General features: G+C 63.3%; 19 protein-coding genes. 2 read left to right on the top strand and 17 right to left on the bottom strand.

Annotation, left to right across the window (positions count from 1 at the left end; all coding sequences use genetic code 11):
* Window positions 1-6 precede the first annotated feature (6 nt).
* From HU825_RS15165 to ccoN (HU825_RS15120), 10 genes are all read right to left on the bottom strand, one after another.
* Window positions 7-507 carry a FixH family protein gene (locus tag HU825_RS15165; RefSeq protein WP_043295569.1) on the bottom strand — a complete coding sequence of 167 codons (501 nt, stop codon included), beginning with the start codon at window positions 505-507 and terminating at the stop codon, window positions 7-9.
* A gap of 12 nt (window positions 508-519) precedes the next feature.
* Entirely contained in the window at window positions 520-1,932 is a 1,413-nt protein-coding gene (gene ccoG, locus HU825_RS15160) for a cytochrome c oxidase accessory protein CcoG (RefSeq protein WP_043295567.1), read from the bottom strand.
* A 138-nt stretch (window positions 1,933-2,070) separates the two neighbouring features.
* Window positions 2,071-2,988, bottom strand: a complete 918-nt coding sequence (gene ccoP, locus HU825_RS15155) for a cytochrome-c oxidase, cbb3-type subunit III (RefSeq protein ID WP_008567806.1) — start codon at window positions 2,986-2,988, stop codon at window positions 2,071-2,073.
* Window positions 2,989-3,174: a CcoQ/FixQ family Cbb3-type cytochrome c oxidase assembly chaperone gene (locus HU825_RS15150; protein ID WP_043295733.1), complete on the bottom strand. Its 186-nt coding sequence runs from the start codon at window positions 3,172-3,174 to the stop codon at window positions 2,989-2,991.
* 6 nt (window positions 3,175-3,180) lie between these two features.
* Entirely contained in the window at window positions 3,181-3,792 is a 612-nt protein-coding gene (ccoO, locus tag HU825_RS15145; protein WP_054093035.1) for a cytochrome-c oxidase, cbb3-type subunit II, read from the bottom strand.
* Between the two features lie 14 nt (window positions 3,793-3,806).
* Window positions 3,807-5,234, bottom strand: a complete 1,428-nt coding sequence (ccoN, locus tag HU825_RS15140) for a cytochrome-c oxidase, cbb3-type subunit I (protein WP_043295562.1) — start codon at window positions 5,232-5,234, stop codon at window positions 3,807-3,809.
* Complete coding sequence (locus HU825_RS15135) at window positions 5,231-5,416, bottom strand: hypothetical protein (protein ID WP_138299940.1); 186 nt, start codon at window positions 5,414-5,416, stop codon at window positions 5,231-5,233. Before HU825_RS15135 ends, ccoN (HU825_RS15140) begins: the two co-directional genes overlap by 4 nt.
* Before the next feature lie 171 nt (window positions 5,417-5,587).
* A complete protein-coding gene (gene ccoP / locus HU825_RS15130; RefSeq protein ID WP_234302383.1) occupies window positions 5,588-6,523 on the bottom strand; it encodes a cytochrome-c oxidase, cbb3-type subunit III in 936 nt (311 codons plus the stop codon).
* A gap of 95 nt (window positions 6,524-6,618) precedes the next feature.
* A complete protein-coding gene (gene ccoO, locus HU825_RS15125; RefSeq protein ID WP_234302382.1) occupies window positions 6,619-7,230 on the bottom strand; it encodes a cytochrome-c oxidase, cbb3-type subunit II in 612 nt (203 codons plus the stop codon).
* Window positions 7,231-7,241: 11 nt separating this feature from the next.
* Window positions 7,242-8,666 carry a cytochrome-c oxidase, cbb3-type subunit I gene (ccoN, locus tag HU825_RS15120; protein ID WP_043295558.1) on the bottom strand — a complete coding sequence of 475 codons (1,425 nt, stop codon included), beginning with the start codon at window positions 8,664-8,666 and terminating at the stop codon, window positions 7,242-7,244.
* A gap of 62 nt (window positions 8,667-8,728) precedes the next feature.
* Between ccoN (HU825_RS15120) and HU825_RS15115 the strand changes: the two genes are divergently transcribed.
* The gene (locus HU825_RS15115) at window positions 8,729-9,460 is read left to right on the top strand and encodes an alpha/beta family hydrolase (protein WP_234303410.1); all 732 of its coding nucleotides are present in this window, start codon (window positions 8,729-8,731) and stop codon (window positions 9,458-9,460) included.
* On the opposite strand, the gene HU825_RS15110 is transcribed toward HU825_RS15115, so the two are convergent.
* On the bottom strand, window positions 9,457-11,025 hold the full coding sequence (locus tag HU825_RS15110) for a methyl-accepting chemotaxis protein (protein ID WP_054093032.1): 1,569 nt from the start codon (window positions 11,023-11,025) through the stop codon (window positions 9,457-9,459). The genes HU825_RS15115 and HU825_RS15110 overlap by 4 nt on opposite strands.
* Before the next feature lie 347 nt (window positions 11,026-11,372).
* Entirely contained in the window at window positions 11,373-14,048 is a 2,676-nt protein-coding gene (gene acnA / locus HU825_RS15105) for an aconitate hydratase AcnA (RefSeq protein WP_234302381.1), read from the bottom strand.
* 205 nt (window positions 14,049-14,253) lie between these two features.
* On the opposite strand from acnA, the gene tusA reads away from it, so the two are divergent.
* The gene (gene tusA / locus HU825_RS15100; RefSeq protein ID WP_003289923.1) at window positions 14,254-14,505 is read left to right on the top strand and encodes a sulfurtransferase TusA; all 252 of its coding nucleotides are present in this window, start codon (window positions 14,254-14,256) and stop codon (window positions 14,503-14,505) included.
* Window positions 14,506-14,551: 46 nt separating this feature from the next.
* Here the strand turns inward: tusA and HU825_RS15095 are convergent, their stop codons facing one another.
* The 5 genes from HU825_RS15095 to HU825_RS15075 all read right to left on the bottom strand — a co-directional run bounded on the left by HU825_RS15095 (window position 14,552) and on the right by HU825_RS15075 (window position 21,829).
* Entirely contained in the window at window positions 14,552-15,544 is a 993-nt protein-coding gene (locus HU825_RS15095) for a TRAP transporter substrate-binding protein (RefSeq protein WP_043295551.1), read from the bottom strand.
* 328 nt (window positions 15,545-15,872) lie between these two features.
* Window positions 15,873-16,229: an MmcQ/YjbR family DNA-binding protein gene (locus HU825_RS15090; protein WP_054093031.1), complete on the bottom strand. Its 357-nt coding sequence runs from the start codon at window positions 16,227-16,229 to the stop codon at window positions 15,873-15,875.
* Complete coding sequence (locus HU825_RS15085; RefSeq protein ID WP_234302380.1) at window positions 16,229-17,017, bottom strand: aminoglycoside adenylyltransferase family protein; 789 nt, start codon at window positions 17,015-17,017, stop codon at window positions 16,229-16,231. Before HU825_RS15085 ends, HU825_RS15090 begins: the two co-directional genes overlap by 1 nt.
* 256 nt (window positions 17,018-17,273) lie before the next feature.
* On the bottom strand, window positions 17,274-18,662 hold the full coding sequence (locus HU825_RS15080; RefSeq protein ID WP_234302379.1) for an efflux transporter outer membrane subunit: 1,389 nt from the start codon (window positions 18,660-18,662) through the stop codon (window positions 17,274-17,276).
* On the bottom strand, window positions 18,659-21,829 hold the full coding sequence (locus HU825_RS15075) for an efflux RND transporter permease subunit (RefSeq protein WP_138299935.1): 3,171 nt from the start codon (window positions 21,827-21,829) through the stop codon (window positions 18,659-18,661). Before HU825_RS15075 ends, HU825_RS15080 begins: the two co-directional genes overlap by 4 nt.
* Between the last annotated feature and the right edge of the window lie 68 nt (window positions 21,830-21,897).

Below are 21,897 nucleotides of genomic sequence, written 5' to 3'. Positions count from 1 at the left end.
AGAGGCTCAAGGAATCAGTTCCAACGATTGGCCGGGCTCGATGGTCCGCTCTCCGTACAGGCGCCAGTCCTGCTCGCCCTCCCGGCCGAGGAGTTCGATGAAGCGCCGGCCACTGACCGATTCCTGCATCTGACCCTGGTAGAAACCCTCGCCCTGCGGTTGCAGGACGATGCGGCGATCCCGCTCCGGCTGCGTCGGCGAAAGCAAGTTCAGCACCAGCTGTTGTGGCTTGCTGGCGCCGCTGAGCTGGATCTCGGCCAGTCCGCGCTGCTCATTCAGCACCAGCTGCGCGCGCATCCCCAGGCTTTCGGCGAACTTCTCACGCTCCAGCGACTGGTTGATGCCCTTTCCGGCATCGTAATAGTTGTCGGCGACCAGGCTGTCGGCGTTGCGGATCGCGATGGTCAACATCGACACCCCGAGTATCACCGAGATCAGCAGAATGCCGATGACGAACCAAGCCCAGAACTGGGTGTACCAACGCGTCTGTTCGTTATTGGAGCGCATGCAGAACCTTGTTTAACGGATGCTTGGGCCGATGAAGCGGCTGTCAGCCTCATCGCTGATCGACTCGTCGTCCATCGATTTGATGTGGAAGACGATCTCATTGGTGCTGGATGGCAGCTTCTCTGGTGCCATAGACAGCTCGACCGGGATGGTAACCAGCTCGCCGGCTTGCGCACGGACTTCGCTGCGGCCCTCGTAGGCCAGCCCATCCAACCCGGACGTCGTGATGACGAAGCTCTGCGCGTGCTGGGCCTTGTTCATCACTTTGAGGGTGTAGACGTTCTCGATCCGGCCTTGCTCGTTCTCACGATACAGCACGCGGTCCTTGAGAACGTCCAGCTTGACCAGCGGGCGGTCGTACACCGCGTAGGCGAACAGTCCGATCATCACGCTCAGTGCCACGGCGTAGCCGATCAGGCGCGGGCGCAGCAGGTGGGTCTGCTGGCCGGAGAGATTGTGCTCGGTGGTATAGCTGATGAGCCCGCGTGGGTAGTTCATCTTGTCCATGATCGCGTCGCAGGCATCGATACAGGCCGCGCAGCCGATGCATTCGATCTGCAGGCCGTCGCGGATGTCGATGCCGGTCGGGCAGACCTGCACGCACATGGTGCAGTCGATGCAATCGCCGAGCCCCATGGCCTTGTAGTCCGCTTCCTTCTTGCGCGGGCCGCGCTTCTCGCCGCGACGCGGGTCGTAGGAAACGATGAGGGTGTCCTTGTCGAACATCACGCTCTGGAAGCGCGCGTAAGGGCACATATAGATGCACACCTGTTCGCGAAGGAAACCGGCGCTGCCGTAGGTGGCGAGCGTAAAGAAGCCGATCCAGAAGGCCGTCCAGCCATTGACTTGGAAGGTGATCAGGTCGGGGACCAGCTGACGAATCGGTGTGAAGTAGCCGACGAAGGTGATGGCGACGAGAATGCCGACGGCAATCCAGATTGCGTGCTTGGCGAGCTTGCGCAGGAACTTGTTGGCGCTCATCGGTGCCTTGTCCAGCTTCATGCGCTGGTTGCGATCACCCTCGGTGATCTTCTCGGCCCACATGAATACCCAGGTGAACACGCTCTGCGGGCAGGTATAGCCACACCAGACGCGTCCTGCGAAAACGGTGATGAAGAACAGGCCGAAGGCGCAGATGATCAGCAGCCACGACAGCAGCATGAAGTCCTGGGGCCAGAAGGTTGCCCCGAAGATGTGGAACTTGCGCTCAGGCAGATCCCACCAGACGGCCTGGCGGCCATCCCAGTTGAGCCATACCGTGCCGAAGAACAGGATGAACAGCGCTGCGCCACCTACGCGTCGCAGGTTGCGAAACAGGCCGCTGAAGGCACGGGTGTAGATCTTTTCACGGGCGGCGTAAAGGTCATTGGAGGCTGCGACCTTGGCCGGGGGAGTTACATCGCGAACGGGAATCTGCTCAGTCATCAAGTGCATACCACGGCGGAAGGTGGGTGTCCCGACCGATGCATGCCGATCGGGATCATTTTTCTGTTCAGCTGCGAATGGTACGCCCGGAGATACGGGGTCAGGTGCGACAGGTGGTCGCTTCCGACCCCGCCGGAATCAGTTCTCCGGCTGCTGAGACAGGCTGTAAACGTATGCGGCCAGCAGGTGCACCTTGTCATTGCCAAGGATGGCTTCCTGGGCTGGCATGCGGCCGTTACGACCGTAGCGCAGGGTTTGCTGAATCTGAGCGAAGCTGGAACCGTACAACCAGACATTGTCGGTCAGGTTCGGTGCGCCCATCGCAGCGATGCCCTTGGCATCAGGTCCATGACAGACTACGCAATTGGTAGCGAAGATCTTTTGACCCTGCTCAACGTCCACGCTGATACCCTCTGGGGTATCGCGACCGCTCAGGCTGCGCACGTAGCCAGCCACGTTGCGGATGCCTTCTTCGCCGATCACGTCCTTCCAGGCCGGCATGGCGGCCTGGCGGCCATGCAGGATGGTGGTCTTGATGGTGTCGGGCTCGCCACCGTACAGCCAGTCGTTGTCGGTCAGGTTCGGGAAGCCGTACGCGCCCTTGGCGTCGGAGCCGTGGCAGACCGAGCAGTTGGATGCAAACAGACGGCCGCCCATCTTCAGCGCCTGCGGATCCCGGGCGACTTCCTCAACCGGCATGGCAGCGTACTTGGCGTATAGCGGGCCGTACTGTTCGCCGGCCTTGTCCATCTCACGCTGCCATTCCTTCACCTGGGTCCAGCCACCCTCGTAGCCCGGCAGGACGCCTTTCCAGTTACCCAGGCCCGGGTAGAGAACTAGGTAGCCCAGGGCAAAGATGACGGTGGCGACGAACAGCATGAACCACCAGCGCGGCAGCGGATTGTCGTACTCCTCGATGCCGTCATAGGAATGGCCGACGGTTTCTTCGGTGCTGTCGTGGCGTTGTCCCTTGCGAGTGGCCAGCAATAGCCAGACCAGAGCGGCGATGGTGCCGAGGGTCAGCAGGGTGATGTACCCACTCCAAAACGAGGTCATTTATTTATTACTCCTGGAAGCTTCTTCATCACGCTTCTTGGCGTCGGTCTCGTCGTCTGCGAAGGGCAGGTTGGCGGCTTCGTCGAAGCTTTTCTTGCGTTTGCTGCTGTAGGCCCAGAGCACGACGCCGACGAAAGCGACGAAAACCAACACAGTGCCCAGGCCGCGAAGAGTCCCGATATCCATCATGCGTTACCGTTTGTTCGTGAGTGCAGTGCCGAGGACCTGCAGATAGGCCACCATGGCGTCCATTTCGGTCTTGCCCTTGACGGCATCCCGTGCGCCGGCGATGTCTTCGTCGGTATAGGGCACGCCGAGGGTGCGCAGCGCTTCCATCTTCCGGGCGGTGTGCTTGCCATCCAGGGTGCTCTCGACCAGCCACGGGTAGGAAGGCATCTTCGATTCCGGTACCACGTTGCGCGGGTTGAACAGGTGGGCACGGTGCCAGTCGTCGGAGTAGCGGCCGCCGACGCGGGCCAGGTCCGGGCCGGTGCGCTTGGAGCCCCACAGGAACGGATGGTCGTAGACGCTTTCACCCGCGACGGAATAGTGGCCGTAGCGTTCGGTCTCGGCGCGGAACGGGCGGACCATCTGCGAGTGGCAACCGACGCAGCCTTCGCGGATATACAGGTCACGACCTTCGAGCTGCAGCGCGGTGTAGGGCTTCATGCCCTCGACCGGCTCGTTGACCGCATCTTGGAAGAACAGCGGAACGATTTGGGTCAGACCGCCGATGCTCACTGCCAGGATCATGAACAGGGTCAGCAGACCAATGTTCTTCTCTAGTTTCTCGTGCTGTTTCATTTAGATTCGATTCCTCAAGCGATCTGCGCGGCAGCGTCGTACTGGGCTGGCTTGGCGGCGCGAATGGTGCGCCAGGCGTTGTAGGCCATCAGCAGCATGCCGGCGAGGAAGAATGCACCGCCCAGGGCGCGGACGATGAACCCGGGGTGACTGGCTTCCAGTGCTTCTACGAAGGAGTAGGTGAGCGTGCCGTCTTCGTTGACCGCGCGCCACATCAGACCCTGGGTGATGCCGTTGACCCACATCGAGGCGATGTAGAGCACGGTGCCGATCGTGGCCAGCCAGAAGTGCGCGTTGATCAGGCCGATGCTGTGCATCTGCTCGCGACCGAAGACCTTCGGGATCAGGTGATACATCGAACCGATGGTGATCATCGCCACCCAGCCGAGGGCGCCGGCGTGTACGTGGCCGATGGTCCAGTCGGTGTAGTGGGAGAGAGCGTTGACGGTCTTGATCGCCATCATCGGGCCTTCGAAGGTCGACATGCCGTAGAACGCCAGCGAGACCACGAGGAAGCGCAGGATCGGGTCGGTGCGCAGCTTATGCCAGGCGCCCGACAGGGTCATCATGCCGTTGATCATGCCGCCCCAGCTCGGTGCCAGCAGGATGATCGACATCACCATGCCCAGGCTCTGTGCCCAGTCCGGCAATGCGGTGTAGTGCAGGTGGTGCGGACCGGCCCAGATATAAAGGGTGATCAGCGCCCAGAAGTGCACGATCGACAGGCGATAGGAATACACCGGACGCTCGGCCTGCTTCGGCACGAAGTAGTACATCATCCCGAGGAAGCCGGTGGTCAGGAAGAAGCCCACGGCGTTGTGACCGTACCACCACTGCACCATCGCATCGGTAGCGCCCGAATAGATCGAGTAGGACTTGAACCAGCTGACCGGGATTTCCAGGTTGTTGACGATGTGCAGCATCGCCGTGACCAGGATGAAGCCGCCGAAGAACCAGTTACCCACATAGATGTGCTTGGCCTTGCGCTTCATGATGGTGCCGAAAAACACCAGCGCGTAGGAAACCCAGACGATGGCCAGGAGAATGTCGATTGGCCATTCCAGCTCGGCGTATTCCTTGGAGCTGGTGAAGCCCTGCGGCAACGTGATGACCGCGAGGACGATCACCGCCTGCCAACCCCAGAAGGTGAAGGCTGCGAGACTGTCGGAGAACAGACGCGCTTGGCAGGTGCGCTGCACCACGTAATAGGACGTGGCAAACAGCGCGCTACCGCCGAAGGCGAAAATCACCGCGTTGGTATGCAGCGGCCGCAGTCGACCGAAGCTTGTCCACGGTAGATCGAAGTTCAGCGAAGGCCACACCAATTGTGCGGCAATCAGCACGCCCAGACCCATCCCCACGATCCCCCAGATCACCGTCATGACGGCGAATTGGCGGACCACCTTATAGTTATAAGCAGACTCACTTATTGCTGTGCTCATGCAAAGGCTTCCACGCTAATGGCATTTTCAAAGGCAAAAACGGCGGCGAGTATGGATAAAGCAGGGGGGCAATGCAAACGGCTGCGGGGCGCTCGCAACGCGTCAAAACCCAGAATCCAAGCGTTTTCCAGATGTTTTACAAGGTCGTTTTTGCGCCGCTCCGGTGCGCTGATCTCCGGCATTTGCGCGCAGTTGCGCGGTGATCGGCGGACCAATCGGCAAAGCTTAGGACGTGAGCGTGGAAGGGGGGTAGTGCGGTCAGCTGAAGCGCCTGCGACAGAACGTCGCAGGGCAGAAAAACTTGTGCCGGGACAAGGTCAAGCGGGCGGTCCGAGTGTACCGCCCCTTGAGACTCACTGGCGGGCGAGTTGTTCCGGCTTTTGTGACAGGCTGTAAACGTAAGCGGCGAGCAGGTGTACCTTGTCGTTGCCCAGGTACTGCTGCTGTGCCGGCATCTGCCCGTTACGGCCATGGCGGATGGTCTGCTGCAGTTGTGCCAGGCTCGAACCGTAGATCCAGCCTGCTGGGTTGGTCAGCTTGGGCGCGCCGAGCATTGCCATTCCCTCACCAGCTGCACCGTGGCAGGCAACGCAATTCTGCGCGAAGACAGCCTTGCCAGCGGCCAGATCGGCTTGCGTCCCTTCAGGCAGCGGCAGACCAGCGAGCTCGGCGCGCACATAAGCTGCCACGTTCGCCACGCCTTCTTCGCCGATGACCTGACCCCAGGCTGGCATGGCACCGATGCGGCCATTGAGGATGCTGGCCTTGATCGCGTCGGGTTCGCCGCCCCAGCGCCACTCGTGGTCGGCCAGGTTGGGGAAGCCCATCGAGCCTTTGGCGTCGGAGCCGTGACAGATGGCGCAATAGTTGGCAAAAAGGCGGCTACCCATTTTCAGTGCCTGCTCGTCCTGAGCCAGCTGCTCAACGCTCATGGATGCATACTTGGCGAAGATCGGGCCGTATTTTTGCTCGGCCTGGTCCATTTCGCGCTGCCATTCCTTTTCCTGAGTCCAGCCGTTCTCGTAACCCGGCAGCACGCCCTTCCAGTTACCGAGACCGGGGTAGAGCAGCAGGTAGAGAATGCCGAACAGCAGCGTGCCGATGAACAGCATGAACCACCACTTGGGCAGCGGGTTGTCGTACTCCTCGATGCCGTCGAAAGAGTGACCCATGGTCTTGTCGGTCGTGCCGGCCGATTCACCCTTGCGGGTGGCGAAGATCAGCCAGAACAGAGCGACGATGGTGCCCAGCGTCAGCAGGGCGATGTATCCACTCCAGAATGTGCTCATGTGCTACTCCTGGACAGCCCGAGGCACTCTGGCTGTCCGCGATTTAAGTCCCTGACGGTTGCCACGCAACCGTCGTCTCTCTTAGGCGTATCGGTTCAACGCTTGTTGGTGAGCGCGGTGCCGAGGACCTGCAGATAGGCCACCATGGCGTCCATTTCGGTCTTGCCCTTGACGGCATCCCGTGCGCCGGCGATGTCTTCGTCGGTGTAAGGCACGCCGAGAGTGCGCAGCGCCTGCATTTTGTTGGCAGTGTCCTTACCGTCCAGGGTGTTCTCGACCAGCCACGGGTAGGACGGCATCTTCGATTCCGGTACCACGTTGCGCGGGTTGAACAGGTGGGCACGGTGCCAGTCGTCGGAGTAGCGGCCGCCGACGCGGGCCAGGTCCGGGCCGGTGCGCTTGGAGCCCCACAGGAACGGATGGTCGTAGACGCTTTCACCCGCGACGGAATAGTGGCCGTAGCGCTCGGTTTCGGCGCGGAACGGACGGATCATCTGCGAATGACAGCCGACACAACCTTCCTTGATATAGATGTCACGTCCTTCCAGTTGCAGCGCGGTGTAGGGCTTCATGCCCTCGACCGGCTCGTTGACCGCATCCTGGAAGAACAGCGGAACGATCTGGGTCAGACCGCCGATGCTCACGGCCAGGATCATGAACAGCGTCAGCAGACCGACGTTCTTCTCGAGTTTTTCGTGCGATTTCATTCCCTAGCTCCTCAGGCGATCTGCGCGGCAGCGTCGTACTCGGCCGGCTTGGCAGCCTGCACGGTGCGCCAGGTGTTGTAGGCCATCACCAGCATGCCGGCGAAGAAGATCGCACCACCGATCATCCGTACCACGAAACCGGGGTGACTGGCTTCCAGTGCTTCGACGAAGGAGTAGGTGAGCGTGCCGTCTTCGTTGATCGCGCGCCACATCAGGCCCTGGGCGATGCCGTTGACCCACATCGAGGCGATGTAGAGCACGGTGCCGATGGTGGCCAGCCAGAAGTGGCTGTTGATCAGGCCGATGCTGTGCATCTGCTCGCGACCGAAGACCTTCGGAATCAGGTGGTACAGCGCACCGATCGACACCATCGCAACCCAGCCGAGGGCGCCGGCGTGTACGTGGCCGATGGTCCAGTCGGTGTAGTGGGACAGGGCGTTGACGGTCTTGATCGCCATCATCGGGCCTTCGAAGGTCGACATGCCGTAGAACGCCAGGGAGACCACCAGGAAGCGCAGGATCGGGTCGCTACGCAGTTTGTGCCAGGCGCCCGACAGGGTCATCATGCCGTTGATCATGCCGCCCCAGCTCGGTGCCAGCAGGATCAGCGACATCACCATGCCCAGACTCTGCGCCCAGTCCGGCAGTGCGGTGTAGTGCAGGTGGTGCGGACCGGCCCAGATGTAGACCGTGATCAGTGCCCAGAAGTGGACGATCGACAGGCGATAGGAATACACCGGACGCTCGGCCTGCTTCGGCACGAAGTAGTACATGATCCCGAGGAAGCCGGCGGTGAGGAAGAAGCCCACGGCGTTGTGTCCGTACCACCACTGCACCATCGCGTCGGTCGCACCGGCATACAGCGAGTAGGACTTCATCGCGCTGACCGGGATTTCCAGGTTGTTGACGATGTGCAGAATCGCCACGGTCAGGATGAAGGCACCGAAGAACCAGTTACCGACATAGATGTGCTTGACCTTGCGCGTGGCCAGGGTGCCGAAGAACACGATCGCGTAGGCAACCCAGACGATGGTGATCAGCAGGTCGATCGGCCATTCCAGCTCGGCGTATTCCTTGGAGCTGGTGAAGCCCAGCGGCAGGGAGATCGCGGCAAGCAGGATGACCAGTTGCCAACCCCAGAAGGTGAACGCGGCCAGTTTCGGCGCGAACAGGGTGGTCTGGCAGGTGCGCTGGACCGAATAGTAGGAAGTCGCGAACAGAGCACAGCCGCCGAAGGCGAAGATCACCGCGTTGGTGTGCAAGGGACGCAGACGACCGAAGCTGGTCCACGGTAGGTCAAGGTTCAGGAATGGCCAGGCCAATTGCGCTGCGATGAAAACGCCGAGCCCCATCCCGACGATTCCCCACACCACCGTCATGATGGCAAATTGGCGGACCACCTTGTAATGGTAGGCGGTACTGGTTGCTGTGTTCATGTATGGGCTTCCATCCACGGGTAATGAGCAGTTTTTTCTTTCCTAGGAAAGCGGGGGCAAGGATGGGGAAAGGGCAATTTGCCGGTATTGACGCTGGTCAATACACGCAGGCCGCGCAGGGGCATTCCGGGCTCTGGACGAGGCCGTCCGACGAAGCGTTCGCGACATTGATTCTGGCGCACGGCGCCGGTGCACCGATGGACAGTCCGTTCATGCAGCAGATGGCTGAACGCCTTGCTGCGCGCGGGGTTGCGGTGTATCGGTTCGAATTCGCCTACATGGCCGAACGACGCACGGCGGGACGCAAGCGCCCGCCCGAGCGGCAGCCGCAGTTGCTGCAGCAATGGCGGGAACAGTATGCGCTGGTGCGACAGCAGGCCACAGGGCCGCTGGCCATTGGTGGCAAGTCGATGGGCGGGCGGATGGCCAGTTTGCTGGCCGATGAGCTGGGCGCCGACGCGCTGGTGTGCCTGGGCTATCCGTTCCACCCCGCGGGCAGGCCGGAAAAGCCGCGCGTCGAACATCTGGCCGAGCTGCACGCGCCTGCGCTCATTCTCCAGGGCGAGCGCGATGCACTGGGCAATCGCGCCACGGTCGAAAGCTATCGGCTTTCGCCGATGATCCAGCTGCGCTGGCTGGCAGGCGCCGACCACGATCTCAAACCCCTGAAACGCTCCGGGCTGAGCCATGCGCAGCATCTGGATAGCGCAGCGCAGGCGATCGCCAGCTTTCTAGCCGCCGTCGCGCAGCGTCCGGCCGACCTTCGGAAGGCTCGGCGAGCGGAGGAACCCTAGCGGTTGAAGCGCTCGACCAGCGAGTACTGACCTTCGGCGGTTGAACTCAGTTCCTCGCTGAGCAGGGCCGTGTCGCGCGCATCGCCCGATGTCTGGTCCGCCAGCCGGGCGATGGTGCTGACGTTCTGGCTGATCTCGTCGGCGACGGCACTCTGCTGCTCGGTCGCTGAGGCGATTTGCGTGGTCATGTCGATGATGTTGTTCATCGCCTCGCTGATGCCGCTGAGCGCCTGATCGGCCTGGGCAACCTGCTCGACGCCCCGGGTGGCCTGGATGCGACCTTCCTCGGTGGTCTCGACCGCATGGCGGGCCTGCTGCTGCAATTTTTCGATCAGCTGATGGATCTCGCCGGTGGCGTCGGCCGTGCGTCGCGCCAGTTGCCGGACTTCATCGGCGACCACGGCGAAACCTCGCCCGCTCTCGCCAGCCCGCGCCGCCTCGATGGCGGCGTTGAGCGCGAGCAGGTTGGTCTGATCGGTGATGCTCTTGATCACATCGACCACGGTGCCGATCTCGTTGCTGTCGAGCGCGAGACGGTCAACCGCCTCGCCGGTGCGCGCCACCGACGCGGACAACTGCTGGATCGCCGCGCGGGTCTCGGCGGCGACGTCCCGGCCGTGCACGGTCAGCTGACTGGCGTGTCGGGTGGCTTCGGCAGCGAGGGCGACGTTGGCGGCGACTTCCTGCGTGGTCGCCGCCATCTGGTTGATCGCGGTAGCCACCTGCTCGGTTTCCTGATGCTGTTGCGCCAGGCCATTCGAACAGCTGTGTGCCAGCGAATCAGCCTTCTTCGCCTGTTCCTGCAACTGTACTGCGCTGTCCTGCAGGCGAGTCAGGCACGTCCTGAGGTGCGCCTGCTGGCTCAGTATCGCCATCTCCAGCTGAGCTTCGACGCCACGGCTGTCGGTATACATTTGGGCGATCAGCGGGTCGCTGGTGGTCTGCGCCGCCAGACGTAACAGCCGCATCAGGCCGCGCTGCTGCCAATGCAGGCCAGCCAGGCCGAGAGGAACCGAAAGAAGTGCCGCCAGGGCGAAGCCGAGCGAATGATCGAGCCAGGCGCCGATCATGAAACCGATCTGGCTGACCAGAATGAAGGGCAGCCATTTGGTCGCAACCGACAGCCAGAGATCGCGCCGCGGCACGCCGCTCTTGCCGGCATTGATGCGCGCATAGAGGGATTCGGCGCGCTGAATCTGCTCACGACTCGGTTTGGTGCGCACCGATTCGTAACCGATAACCGTACGCTGACTGTCCAGAACGGGCGTTACATAAGCGTCTACCCAGTAATGATCGCCGTTCTTGCGGCGATTCTTGACGATGCCCATCCACGGCTTGCCCTGTTGCAGGGTGGCCCACATATGGGCGAACACGGCTGGTGGCACGTCGGGATGACGAATCAGGTTATGCGGCGCGCGAATCAGCTCCTCACGCACAAACCCGCTGACCTCGGCGAAGATGTCGTTGCAATAGGTGATCCGGCCTTTGAGGTCGGTGGCGGAAACCAGACGCTGCTGGTCCGGGAAGGCGTACTCACGCTGGGTTACAGGCTGGTTGTTACGCATTGGGTCTCACGTCGGCACAAATCAAGGAAAAAAGCTCGCCTGACTTTTTGATTTATATGGATTTTTTCGTTTTCAGGCTGTGTCAGGGGATCGGCGGGGGGCGAGAGTTCTTGAGCAAAAAAAGTACGCGAATCCTCCGTGAGGGTCATATTCCTGCAATCCGCGGGGATTAACTTGACCTCACGTCGGAGCTCACCGGTGCGGGTGGGATCGTCACGCGACGGATTCAAGGACGTGGATCGGGCCGTATGGAAACGGCCGAGTATCGGCACGGCAGCCAGCAGGGAAATAGTCATGGACGGCGGGGCGCCGAGGTGAAGGATCACCTCGGCGTTTTTTTGTCAGCCTTAGCTGCCGATCAGCTGGCGCAGTACGTAGTGCAGAATGCCGCCGGCCTTGAAGTACTCGACTTCATTGAGCGTGTCGATGCGGCACAGAACCTGGAACGTGCCATGCGAACCATCGCTGCGCACAACCTCCACAGTCAGCAGTTGGTGCGGTCGGATGTCGGAGCTCAGACCGCGGATCGACAGCCGTTCGGTGCCGTTCAGGCCCAGCGACTGGCGCGTCTGTTCGCCAACGAATTGCAGCGCCAGCACACCCATGCCGATCAGGTTCGAGCGGTGGATGCGCTCGAAGCTCTCGGCGATGACCGCCTTCACGCCCAACAGGTTGGTGCCCTTGGCGGCCCAGTCGCGGCTGGAGCCGGTGCCGTACTCCTTACCGGCAATCACCACCAGCGGTACGCTCTCGGCCTGATAACGCATGGCTGCATCGTAAATCGACAGGCGCTCTCCGCTGGGCTGGTGCAGCGTGTTGCCGCCTTCTTCGCCACCGAGCATCTCGTTCTTGATGCGGATGTTGGCGAAGGTGCCGCGCATCATCACCTCATGGTTGCCGCGGCGCGATCCGTAGGAGTTGAAATCCTCCGGCGGCACGCCGAGCGACTGCAGGTAAAGGCCAGCCGGCGAGCTGGCCTTGATGTTGCCGGCCGGAGAGATGTGGTCGGTAGTGATCGAGTCGCCGAATACGGCGAGTACCCGCGCGTGCTCGATATCCGCAGCCGGCGCGGGCGGCTGGCCGATGTCCGCGAAGAACGGTGGATTCTGCACATAGCTGGAGCCGGCATTCCATTGATAGGTATCGCCGGCGCTGACGGTGATCCTTTGCCAGTGTTCGTCGCCGGTGAACACGTCGGCATAACGGCTGCGGAACATCTCGCCGTCGATACGGCCGACGGCTTCGGCGATCTCGGCGCTGTTCGGCCAGATGTCCCTCAGGTATACCGGCTGATTCTGCGCGTCGTAGCCCAGTGGGTCTCGTTCCATGTCGATACGCGTGGTGCCGGCCAGGGCGAAGGCCACCACCAGCGGCGGCGAGGCCAGCCAGTTGGCCTTGACCAGCGGGTGCACGCGGCCCTCGAAGTTGCGGTTGCCCGAAAGCACCGACGAGACGATCAGGTCATTGTCGGCAATGGCCTGGCCGATCGCGTCCGGCAGCGGTCCGGAGTTGCCAATGCAGGTGGTGCAGCCGTAGCCCACCAGATTGAAGCCGAGCTGATCCAGATACGGTGTCAGTCCAGCGCGCTCCAGATAATCGGTCACCACCTTCGAGCCCGGCGCCAGCGATGATTTCACCCAGGGCTGGCGCTTGAGGCCGCGTTCGATGGCCTTCTTCGCCAGCAGCCCGGCGGCCATCAGCACGCTCGGGTTGGAGGTGTTGGTGCAGGAAGTGATGGCCGCAATCACTACGGCGCCGTGCTTGAGCGAGAAGCTTTCGCCGGCGACGGCGAACGGGGCATCGGTCTGCTGCTTGCGGCCGCTGGTTTCCAGCAACAGGTCGAAGCTGGCGCCGATGTCGCCGAGTGCGACGCGATCCTGCGGGCGCTTGGGGCCGGCGACGGAGGGGCGCACCTGGCTCAGATCCAGCTCCAGCGTGGCGGTGAACAGCGGGTCGGGCGAGTCGTGCTCGCGCCACATGCCCTGCGCCTTGGCGTAGGCCTCGACCAGTGCAATGCGTTCTTCGCTGCGGCCCGTCAGGCGCAGATAGTCGAGGGTGATCCGATCGACCGGGAAGAAGCCGCAGGTCGCGCCATATTCGGGGGCCATGTTGCCGATGGTGGCGCGGTCAGCCAGCGGCAGGTTGTCCAGCCCCGGCCCGAAGAACTCGACGAACTTGCCCACCACGCCGTGCTTGCGCAGCATCTGCGTCACGGTCAGCACCAGGTCGGTGGCGGTGACGCCCTCATTGAGTCGGCCGGTCAGGCGAAATCCGATGACCTCCGGAATCAGCATCGACACCGGCTGGCCGAGCATCGCCGCTTCGGCCTCGATACCGCCAACGCCCCAGCCGAGCACGCCGAGGCCGTTGATCATGGTGGTGTGCGAATCGGTGCCGACCAGCGTGTCGGGATAGGCGTAGGTGTCGCCATCCTCGTCGCGGGTCCAGACCACCTGGCCCAGGTATTCCAGATTGACCTGGTGGCAGATGCCGGTGCCCGGCGGCACCACGCGGAAGTTGTCGAAGGCCTGCTGACCCCAGCGCAGGAACTCATAGCGCTCGCCATTGCGTTGCATCTCGATGGCAACGTTCTGCGCGAAGGCCTGATCGTTGCCGAAGCGGTCGACCATCACCGAGTGGTCGATCACCAGATCCACCGGTGACAGCGGGTTGATCCGCTGCGGATCGCCGCCAGCCCGGGCCACGGCGTCGCGCATGGCTGCCAGGTCGACCACCGCGGGTACGCCGGTGAAGTCCTGCATCAGCACCCGCGCGGGGCGATACTGGATTTCCTGTTCGGAACTGCGTGTATTCAGCCACTGCGCCAGCGCCACGAAGTCATCGCGACGAACCGTGACGCCATCCTCCCAGCGCAGGAGGTTTTCCAGCAGCACCTTGAGCGATACCGGCAGGCGGTCGATCTCGCCTAGCGTTGCGGCGGCCGCCGGCAGGCTGAAATATTGATAGGTCTTGCCCGCTGCCTCGAGGCTGCGACGGCATTGCAGGCTATCCAGGGAAGGCATTCAGGTCTCCTTAGTCCCGCCGGCATGGCGTTGAGGGCAGATTGTTGAAGCTAGACCCGCGCAACGGGTTTCGCCAATCACTGGACCCGCCGCGTCGAGCCGGGGTTCCCCCCGATGCAAGACGGCTTCGGCTGCGTGGCGATCGACCGAGGATGACCCGGCAGCGCGCTTGCGCCACAATGCCGGCCTGTTTCAGGAGTTCGTGATGAGCCAATCTGTTGAAATGACTGCCGATGCCGTCCTCGACGCCAGCGGTCTGAATTGCCCCGAGCCGGTGATGATGCTGCACAACAAGGTCCGCGATCTGGCTGGCGGTGCGGTGCTCAAGGTAATCGCCACCGATCCCTCGACCCAGCGCGATATTCCCAAGTTCTGCGTCTTTCTCGGCCATGAGCTGGTCGATCAGCAACAGGATGCCGACATCTACCTGTACTGGATTCGCAAGAAGAGCGAGTGATGGCAAAAAAAACCAGGCCGAAGCCTGGTTTTTTTGCGCGGTGATTTCAGTTGTGCTGCTTGCGGTTCACCGTCTGAGCCGCCTTGATGATGTCGGCGCCGATGTCCGATTCGAACTGCTGCCACACCGGACGCATGCGCTCGCGCCAGGCCAGCCGCTGTTCTGGTGTGAGGCTGATGATCTCCGTGGTGCCGGCCTGACGGATGCGCTCGCGGTCGGCCTGGTTCAGCTCTTCGGCTTCGCGATTCACCGCGTAGCTCACTTCATCGAGAATCGCTTCCAGCTCGAAGCGGACCTTGTGCGGCATGCCCATCCAGAAGCGCGTGTTGCTGACCACCATGTAGTCCAGTACGCCGTGGTTGGTTTCGCTGATGTAAGGCTGCACGGTGTGCATCTTCTTGCTGTAGATGTTTGACCACGGATTCTCGGCGCCTTGTACCGTGCCCGCCTGCAGCGCGCCGAACACGTCGGCGAAGGCGAGTTTCTTAGTCGTCGCACCAACGGCGCCGAACTGCGCCTCGAGCACTGCCGAGGGCTGGATGCGGAACGCGAGATTGGCCGCATCGCCGGGCATGCGCAGCGGCTGGGTGGCCGAGAGCTGCTTCATGCCGTTGTGCCAGTAGGCGAGGCCGATGATGTTCTTGTCTTCCATCGAGCGCAGCAGCTGCTTGCCCTTGGCACGCTTCTGGAAGCGGTTGACAGCCTCGATGTCGTCGAACAGGAACGGCAGGTCGAATACCTGCAGCTGCTTGGTGTACTGCTCGAACTTGGCCAGCGAGGGGGCGAGCAATTGCACTTCGTTGTCGCGCAGGGCCTGGATCTCGGTCGCATCGCCGACCAGCGTCGAGTTCGGGTAGACCTCGACCTTCACCTGCCCGGGCAGGCGTTCCTCGGCCAGGCGCTTGAACAGCAGTGCACCCTTGCCCTTGGGAGTGTCTTCGGCCACGACGTGGGCGAACTTGATGACGATAGGATCGGCCTGAGCGAATGCGCTGGCGGCGGCCAGCACAAGCCCGGCAAGGGTAATGATCGGCTTCATGAAAGACTCTTTATTCTGGTTGGTTGGCAGTGCATCCATGCGGACCGACCGCGGGGACGCTTCTCGGCTTTCAGCCGCTCCTTATGCCAAAGATGAGTGACGACTTAAAGCGCTTTGCCGCGCCAAGCCGACGGGAGCGGCCCTACGTCACATTTTGCCGGTGGCCCAGCGACCGTGGTCTAGGAGCCACGGGTACACCGGTTGGCCCGTCAGGTCTGAAGCGCCGAGGGCAGAGGAGGCTGGCGCAGCCGCTGCAGTGACAGGAGGATTCGATATCGCCTGCGTGCATGTCCGTCGGTTCGTTGCGACTGATCCATCCAGCGCTGACTCAATCCAGATCCAGTAACAGCCCGGGTCGCAGGCGCTTTGGCAGCTTGCGTACCACCAGCTGGTGCGCGCGGGTCAGCAGGTCGCGCAGCTCGTCGTCACCCATGGGGATCTGCTGACTGCTCATGCTGATCCAGTGCGCCCGTGCCAGGTAAGGAGCAGGGTGGATGCCGGGACGGTCCACGAAACCCAGGAAGAGGTCGCTGTGGACCTTGAATGCCAGGTTCTCGCCAAGGAAATCGAGAACGGCGAACATCTTGTTGCCCGCCACGGAAAACACCCGATTGCTGCCCCACTTGAGATCTTCACGGGTGCCGGGCAGAGCCAGGCAGAAGGCGGCGATCTGGTCAGTGGTCATCATCGCTCTGCTCCTGTTGGTTGCGACGGCTGCAACTGCGTTTGCGCATGCCGGATGAACGCCTCCACCGCCTGTGGGCTCAGGGCAGGCTTTTCGATCGCATCGCCCCGATAGGCCTGGCTGGCTTTCTCCAGCACGGCACGGTGCTTATCCGGCAGACGCTCGAGCAGCCAGATCGCTGCGACGTCCTTCGGAGCGATGGCATCCGTGGTCAGGGTGAGCCAGATGCGCGCCACGGCCAACACCACGTTGCACTCGTCTCCCTGCCAGTCGGCGGGCTCGCGCCATTGCGCCAGCGTGTCGCGCAAGGCTTGGCGCATGTCTCGCTCGGGTACTGGTTCGAACAACTCGACCGCGTCGGGGCCGATCAGACAGACGCCGTTCTTGCGCGCCTGGTGCAGAAGAATGGCCAGATCGTGGTCCTGTTTGGGCGGCTCGATGCGGCCGGCTTCGATATCGGCGCGCAGCCATTCGCCGAATTGCAGTTCGCGCATTGCTGGGTAACGCCATGGCCGTACCGAGTTGTGTACCACGCACGTGACTTCCAGCGGGCGCAGTCGCTCGTTGGCCGGCCAGGCGGAAATCACCAGCAGCTCGCGCATCAGCATGTGGCGCGTGTCCTTCGGCAGGGGGGCGGCGACGGTAACGAGCAGGTCGAGATCGCTGCCGGGTTTCAGGCCACCGACAACGGCCGAGCCGAACAGATGCACGGCCAGCAGGTTCCCGCCCAGGTGACGCTGCAGCAGCGCCAGTGCCTGCTGGAGCTGGCCGTACACGGATGGGTTCATGAGCGCTTCCAGGGACATCTGGGTCAGTCCGGATTGTTGTCCGCCTCCGACGATACAAACGGGACGAAACTGGCGCCAGCCGGTGCATTCATCGGCAGCGTAAGCTGCTGAGGCGTCCAGGCACGGCGTGCTTCGCTCAAGAGCGAGGCGGACGAAAGAGAGGTGCTGCCGAGCGGCAAAAAAAAATGCCCCGCGGCGTTGCAGCACCCGGGGCGAAAGTGATCGACCAGGAGGCGATCCAACGAGAGAGCCGGTATCAGGCGCTCGGCCTCCAGCCGCCACCGAGCGCCTTGTAGAGCGCGACGATGCCGCGATAGACCTCGATTTCCGCCTGCGCCTGGGCGTCTTCGGCGGCGAGACGTTCGCGTTCGGCGTCGAGCAGGACGAGGAAATCCACCGTGCCTTCGCGATAACGGATCGCCGCCTGCTGCGCCGCGGCGCGGCTGGCGGTGGATTGGCGCAGCAACGACAGCTGGCGCTCCTGCGCCCGGGCATAATCGCTGAAGGCGTTTTCCGATTCTTCCAGCGCCAGCAGTACCTGTTGCTCATAGTTCGCCAGCGCGCCGTCGGCATCCGCTTCGGCACCGCGTAAGCGGGCGCGCACGCTGCCGAGATCGAACGCCGCCCAACTGATGCTCGGCGCCGCGCCCCAGGCCCGCGCCGCGCTGGAACCGATCTGCGAGCCGCGCCCGGCGATGAAGCCGAGAAAGCCCGACATACTCACCCGCGGAAACAGATCGGCCGTCGCCACGCCAACATCAGCCGTGGCGGCCGCCAGCTGGCGCTCGGCTGCACGGATATCCGGGCGGCGGCGCAACAGTTCGCCGGGATCGCCGATCGGTAGGGCTTTGGCAATCGCCGGCAGCTCGCGCGGTGCGAGGTCGACGCTGAGCCGATCGGCGCGTTGGCCGAGCAGCGTGGCGATGCGGTTGCGGGCGCGCGTCTGCTGCGCCTGTAGCTGCGGCAGGCTCGCCTCGGTGGCCGCCAGTCGTGCGTCGGCGCGCAGCACATCGAGTTCGCTGCCCATGCCGGCGTCGCGCAGCTGTTCGGTCAGCTCGTGGGAATTGCGCTGGTTGGCCAGGTTGTCGCGGGCGATGCGTTCGCGCAGCTGGGCGCCACGCAGTTGCCCGTAAGCATCGACCAGCTCGGCGATCAGGCTGACCTGCAACTGATACAACTCGGCCTCGGCGACGTCGGCCTGCGCCTCGCTGGCTTCCAGGCGGCGCTGGATGCGGCCGAACAGGTCCAGTTCCCAGATCATGTCCAGGCCCAGATCGTAACGCTCGCTGTTCACCCGCCGCTCGGTGACGCCCGGTTGCTGCGCCTTGCCGATATCGGCGCGGGCGCCCGCCGTGACGGTCGGCAGGCGGTCGTTGCTGATGTCATCGCGGATCGCCCGCGCCGCCTGCAGGCGAGCGTAGGCGATGCGCAGTTCGCGGTTTTCCGCCAGGGATTTGCTGACCAGCGCATCCAGCGTCGGATCGTCGAACTGTCGCCACCAGGCCGCTTCGAACCGCGAGCGGTCGTAGCTTCCAGCGGCGGCACGCTCGATATGTGCCGGTTCCGGCTGCGGCGCGCGGTAATCGGGGCCGACCGCGCAGGCGCTCAGCGCCAGAGTGAGCAGGGAAAGGGCGAAGAACTTCATGCGCGGGCCTCCTTGAATACCGCCTTGCGCGCTTCACGCTTCTCGACGAAGGCGCGAATCACCAGATAGAACACCGGCGTCAGCAGCAGACCAAAGAAGGTCACCCCGAGCATGCCGCTGAATACCGCGACACCCATGGCATGGCGCATCTCGGCGCCGGCCCCGCTGGAGAGCACCAGCGGCACCACGCCCATGATGAAGGCGAAGCTGGTCATCAGGATCGGCCGCAGACGCAGGCGGCAGGCTTCCAGGGTGGCGGCGAGGCGGTCCATGCCTTCCTCCTGTTTATCCTTGGCGAACTCGACGATGAGGATGGCGTTCTTGCACGCCAGGCCCACCAGCACGATCAGGCCGATCTGGGTGAAGACGTTGTTGTCGCTGCCAGCCAGGATCACCCCGGTGATGGCCGAGAGCAGCGTCATCGGCACGATCAGGATCACCGCCAGCGGCAGGCTCCAGCTCTCGTACTGCGCGGCCAGCACCAGGAAGGCCAGCAGCACGCAGAGCGGGAAGACGAACACCGCGGTGTTGCCGGCGAGAATCTGCTGGTAGGTCAGCTCGGTCCATTCGTAGCTCATGCCATTCGGCAATTCAGCCTTGAGCAGGCGCTCCATGGCGGCCTCGGCTTGCCCTGAGCTGTAGCCCGGTGCGGCCGCGCCGTTGATCTCGGCGGTGAGGAAGCCGTTGTAGTGCATCACCCGGTCCGGGCCGGCGCTGTCGGTGACGCTGACGAAGGTCGACAGCGGGACCATCTCGCCGCGGTTGTTGCGCACTTTCAGCTGGCCGATCTGCTCGGGCGCCAGGCGGAACTTCTGGTCGGCCTGGACGTTGACCTGATAGGTGCGGCCGAAGCGATTGAAGTCGTTGGCGTACAGCGAGCCCAGGTAGACCTGCATGGTGTCGAAGATGTCGTCGATGGCCACGCCGTGGGTCTTGGCCTTCTCGCGGTCGATATCGGCATCCACCTGCGGCACGTTGACCTGATAGCTGGTGAACAGGCCGGCCAATTCCGGGTAGTCGGCACTCTTGGCGATGACGTTCTGCACCTGGGTGTACAGCTCCTCGTAGCCCAGGTTGCCACGGTCCTGCACCTGCACGCGGAACCCGCCGATGGTGCCCAGGCCCTGCACGGGCGGCGGCGGAAAGATGGCAATGAAGGCGTCTTGGATCTGCGCGAACTGGCCGTTGAGGTCCGCCGCGATGGCACCGGCGGAGAGCGACGGATCGGTGCGCTGGTCGAAGGGTTTCAACGGGGTGAAGACGATGCCGCTGTTGGTGCTGTTGGTGAAGCCGTTGATCGACAGCCCCGGGAAGGCCACGGTGTTCTCCACGCCGGGGTGCTTGCCGGCAATCTCCGACATGCGCTTGATCACGTCCTCGGTGCGGTCCAGGGTGGCGGCGTCCGGCAACTGGGCGAAGGCGACCAGGTACTGCTTATCCTGCGGCGGCACGAAGCCGGTCGGCGTGCTGGCGAAGCCCATGTAGCCGAGGCCGACCAGGCCGACGTAGACCACCAGCGCGACCGCGCTGCCGCGCAGAATGCGCCGCACCACGCCGACGTAGCCATGGCTGGCGCGGTCGAAAACACGGTTGAACGGGCGGAACAGCCAGCCGCCGAGCAGCCGGTCGAGCAGCCGCGAAAAGCCATCCTTCGGTGCGTCATGGGCCTTGAGCAGGGTAGCGGCCAGCGCCGGCGACAGCGTCAGCGAGTTGATCGCCGAGATCACCGTGGAAATGGCGATGGTCAGCGCGAACTGCTGGTAGAACTGCCCGGTGAGGCCGGAAATGAAGGCGGTCGGGATGAACACCGCGCAGAGCACCAGGGCGGTGGCGATGATCGGCCCGGTCACTTCCTTCATGGCCTGACGGGTCGCTTCCACTGGCGACTTGCCCAGACCGATGTTGCGCTCAACGTTCTCCACCACGACGATGGCGTCATCCACCACGATGCCGATGGCCAGCACCAGGCCGAACAGTGACAGCGCATTGAGCGAGAAACCGAGCAGGTGCATGACCGCGAAGGTGCCGATCAGCGATACCGGCACGGCGGCCAGCGGAATGATCGAGGCGCGCCAGGTCTGCAGGAACAGGATCACCACCAGCACCACCAGCACGATGGCCTCGAGCAGGGTATGCACCACCGCCTCGATGGAGCCGCGCACGAAGATGGTCGGGTCGTAGACGATCTCGTAATCAACGCCCTGGGGGAATTCCTGCTTCAGCTCGGCCATGCGCTCGCGTACCAGGTCCGAGATGGCGATGGCGTTGGAGCCCGGCCGCTGGAAGATCGGGATGGCCACCGCCGGCTGGTTGTTCAGCAACGAGCGCAGGGCGTACTGGCTGGAACCCAGTTCGATGCGGGCGATGTCCTTCAGGCGGGTGATCTCGCCGTCGGCGCCGGCACGCACGATGATGTTCTCGAACTCCTCCTCGTCCACCAGGCGACCCTGGGTGTTGATCGACAGCTGGAAGTCGGTGGCGCCCGGCGCCGGTGGCGCGCCCAGGGCACCGGCGGCGACCTGACGGTTCTGCTCGCGGATGGCGTTGACCACGTCGGTGGCCGTAAGGTTGCGCTGGGCGACCTTGTTCGGGTCGAGCCAGACGCGCAGGGAATAGTTGCCCAGACCGAACAGCTGCACGTCGCCCACACCGTCCAGTCGCGCCAGTTCGTCCTTGACGTTGAGTGCGGCGTAGTTGGACAGGTAGAGCATGTCGTAGCGGTTATCCGGCGAGGTCAGGTGCACCACCATGGTCAGGTCGGGGGAGGCCTTGTCCACGGTCACGCCCAGGCGCTGCACCTCGGTGGGCAAGGTCGGCATGGTGCGCGTCACGCGGTTCTGCACCTGCACCTGGGCGTTGTCCAGGTCGGTGCCGAGGGCGAAGGTGATGGTCAGCGTCAGCTTGCCGTCGGCGGTCGCCTGAGACGACATGTAGAGCATGCCCTCGACGCCGGTGATGGCCTGTTCCAGCGGCGAGGCAACGGTCTCGCCGATCACCTTGGGGTTGGCGCCGGGGAAGTTGGCGCGCACCACCACGGTGGGCGGGACGACCTCGGGGTATTCACTGATCGGCAGCTGGAACAGCGAGATGGCGCCGGCGATGAGGATCACCAGCGACAGCACGGCGGCGAAGATTGGCCGCTTGATGAAGAATTGCGAGAAATTCATGACGCACTCCGGGGTAGGGCGCGGCGGGCGCGCCCAGGCGGATCGATCGGATGGGCGCGCAACGCGCC

The organism is Pseudomonas phenolilytica (genome assembly GCF_021432765.1).
GTDB lineage: Bacteria > Pseudomonadota > Gammaproteobacteria > Pseudomonadales > Pseudomonadaceae > Stutzerimonas > Stutzerimonas phenolilytica.
Note: the sequence above shows the minus strand (reverse complement) of the source record. Positions and strands in the feature narration are given on the sequence as shown.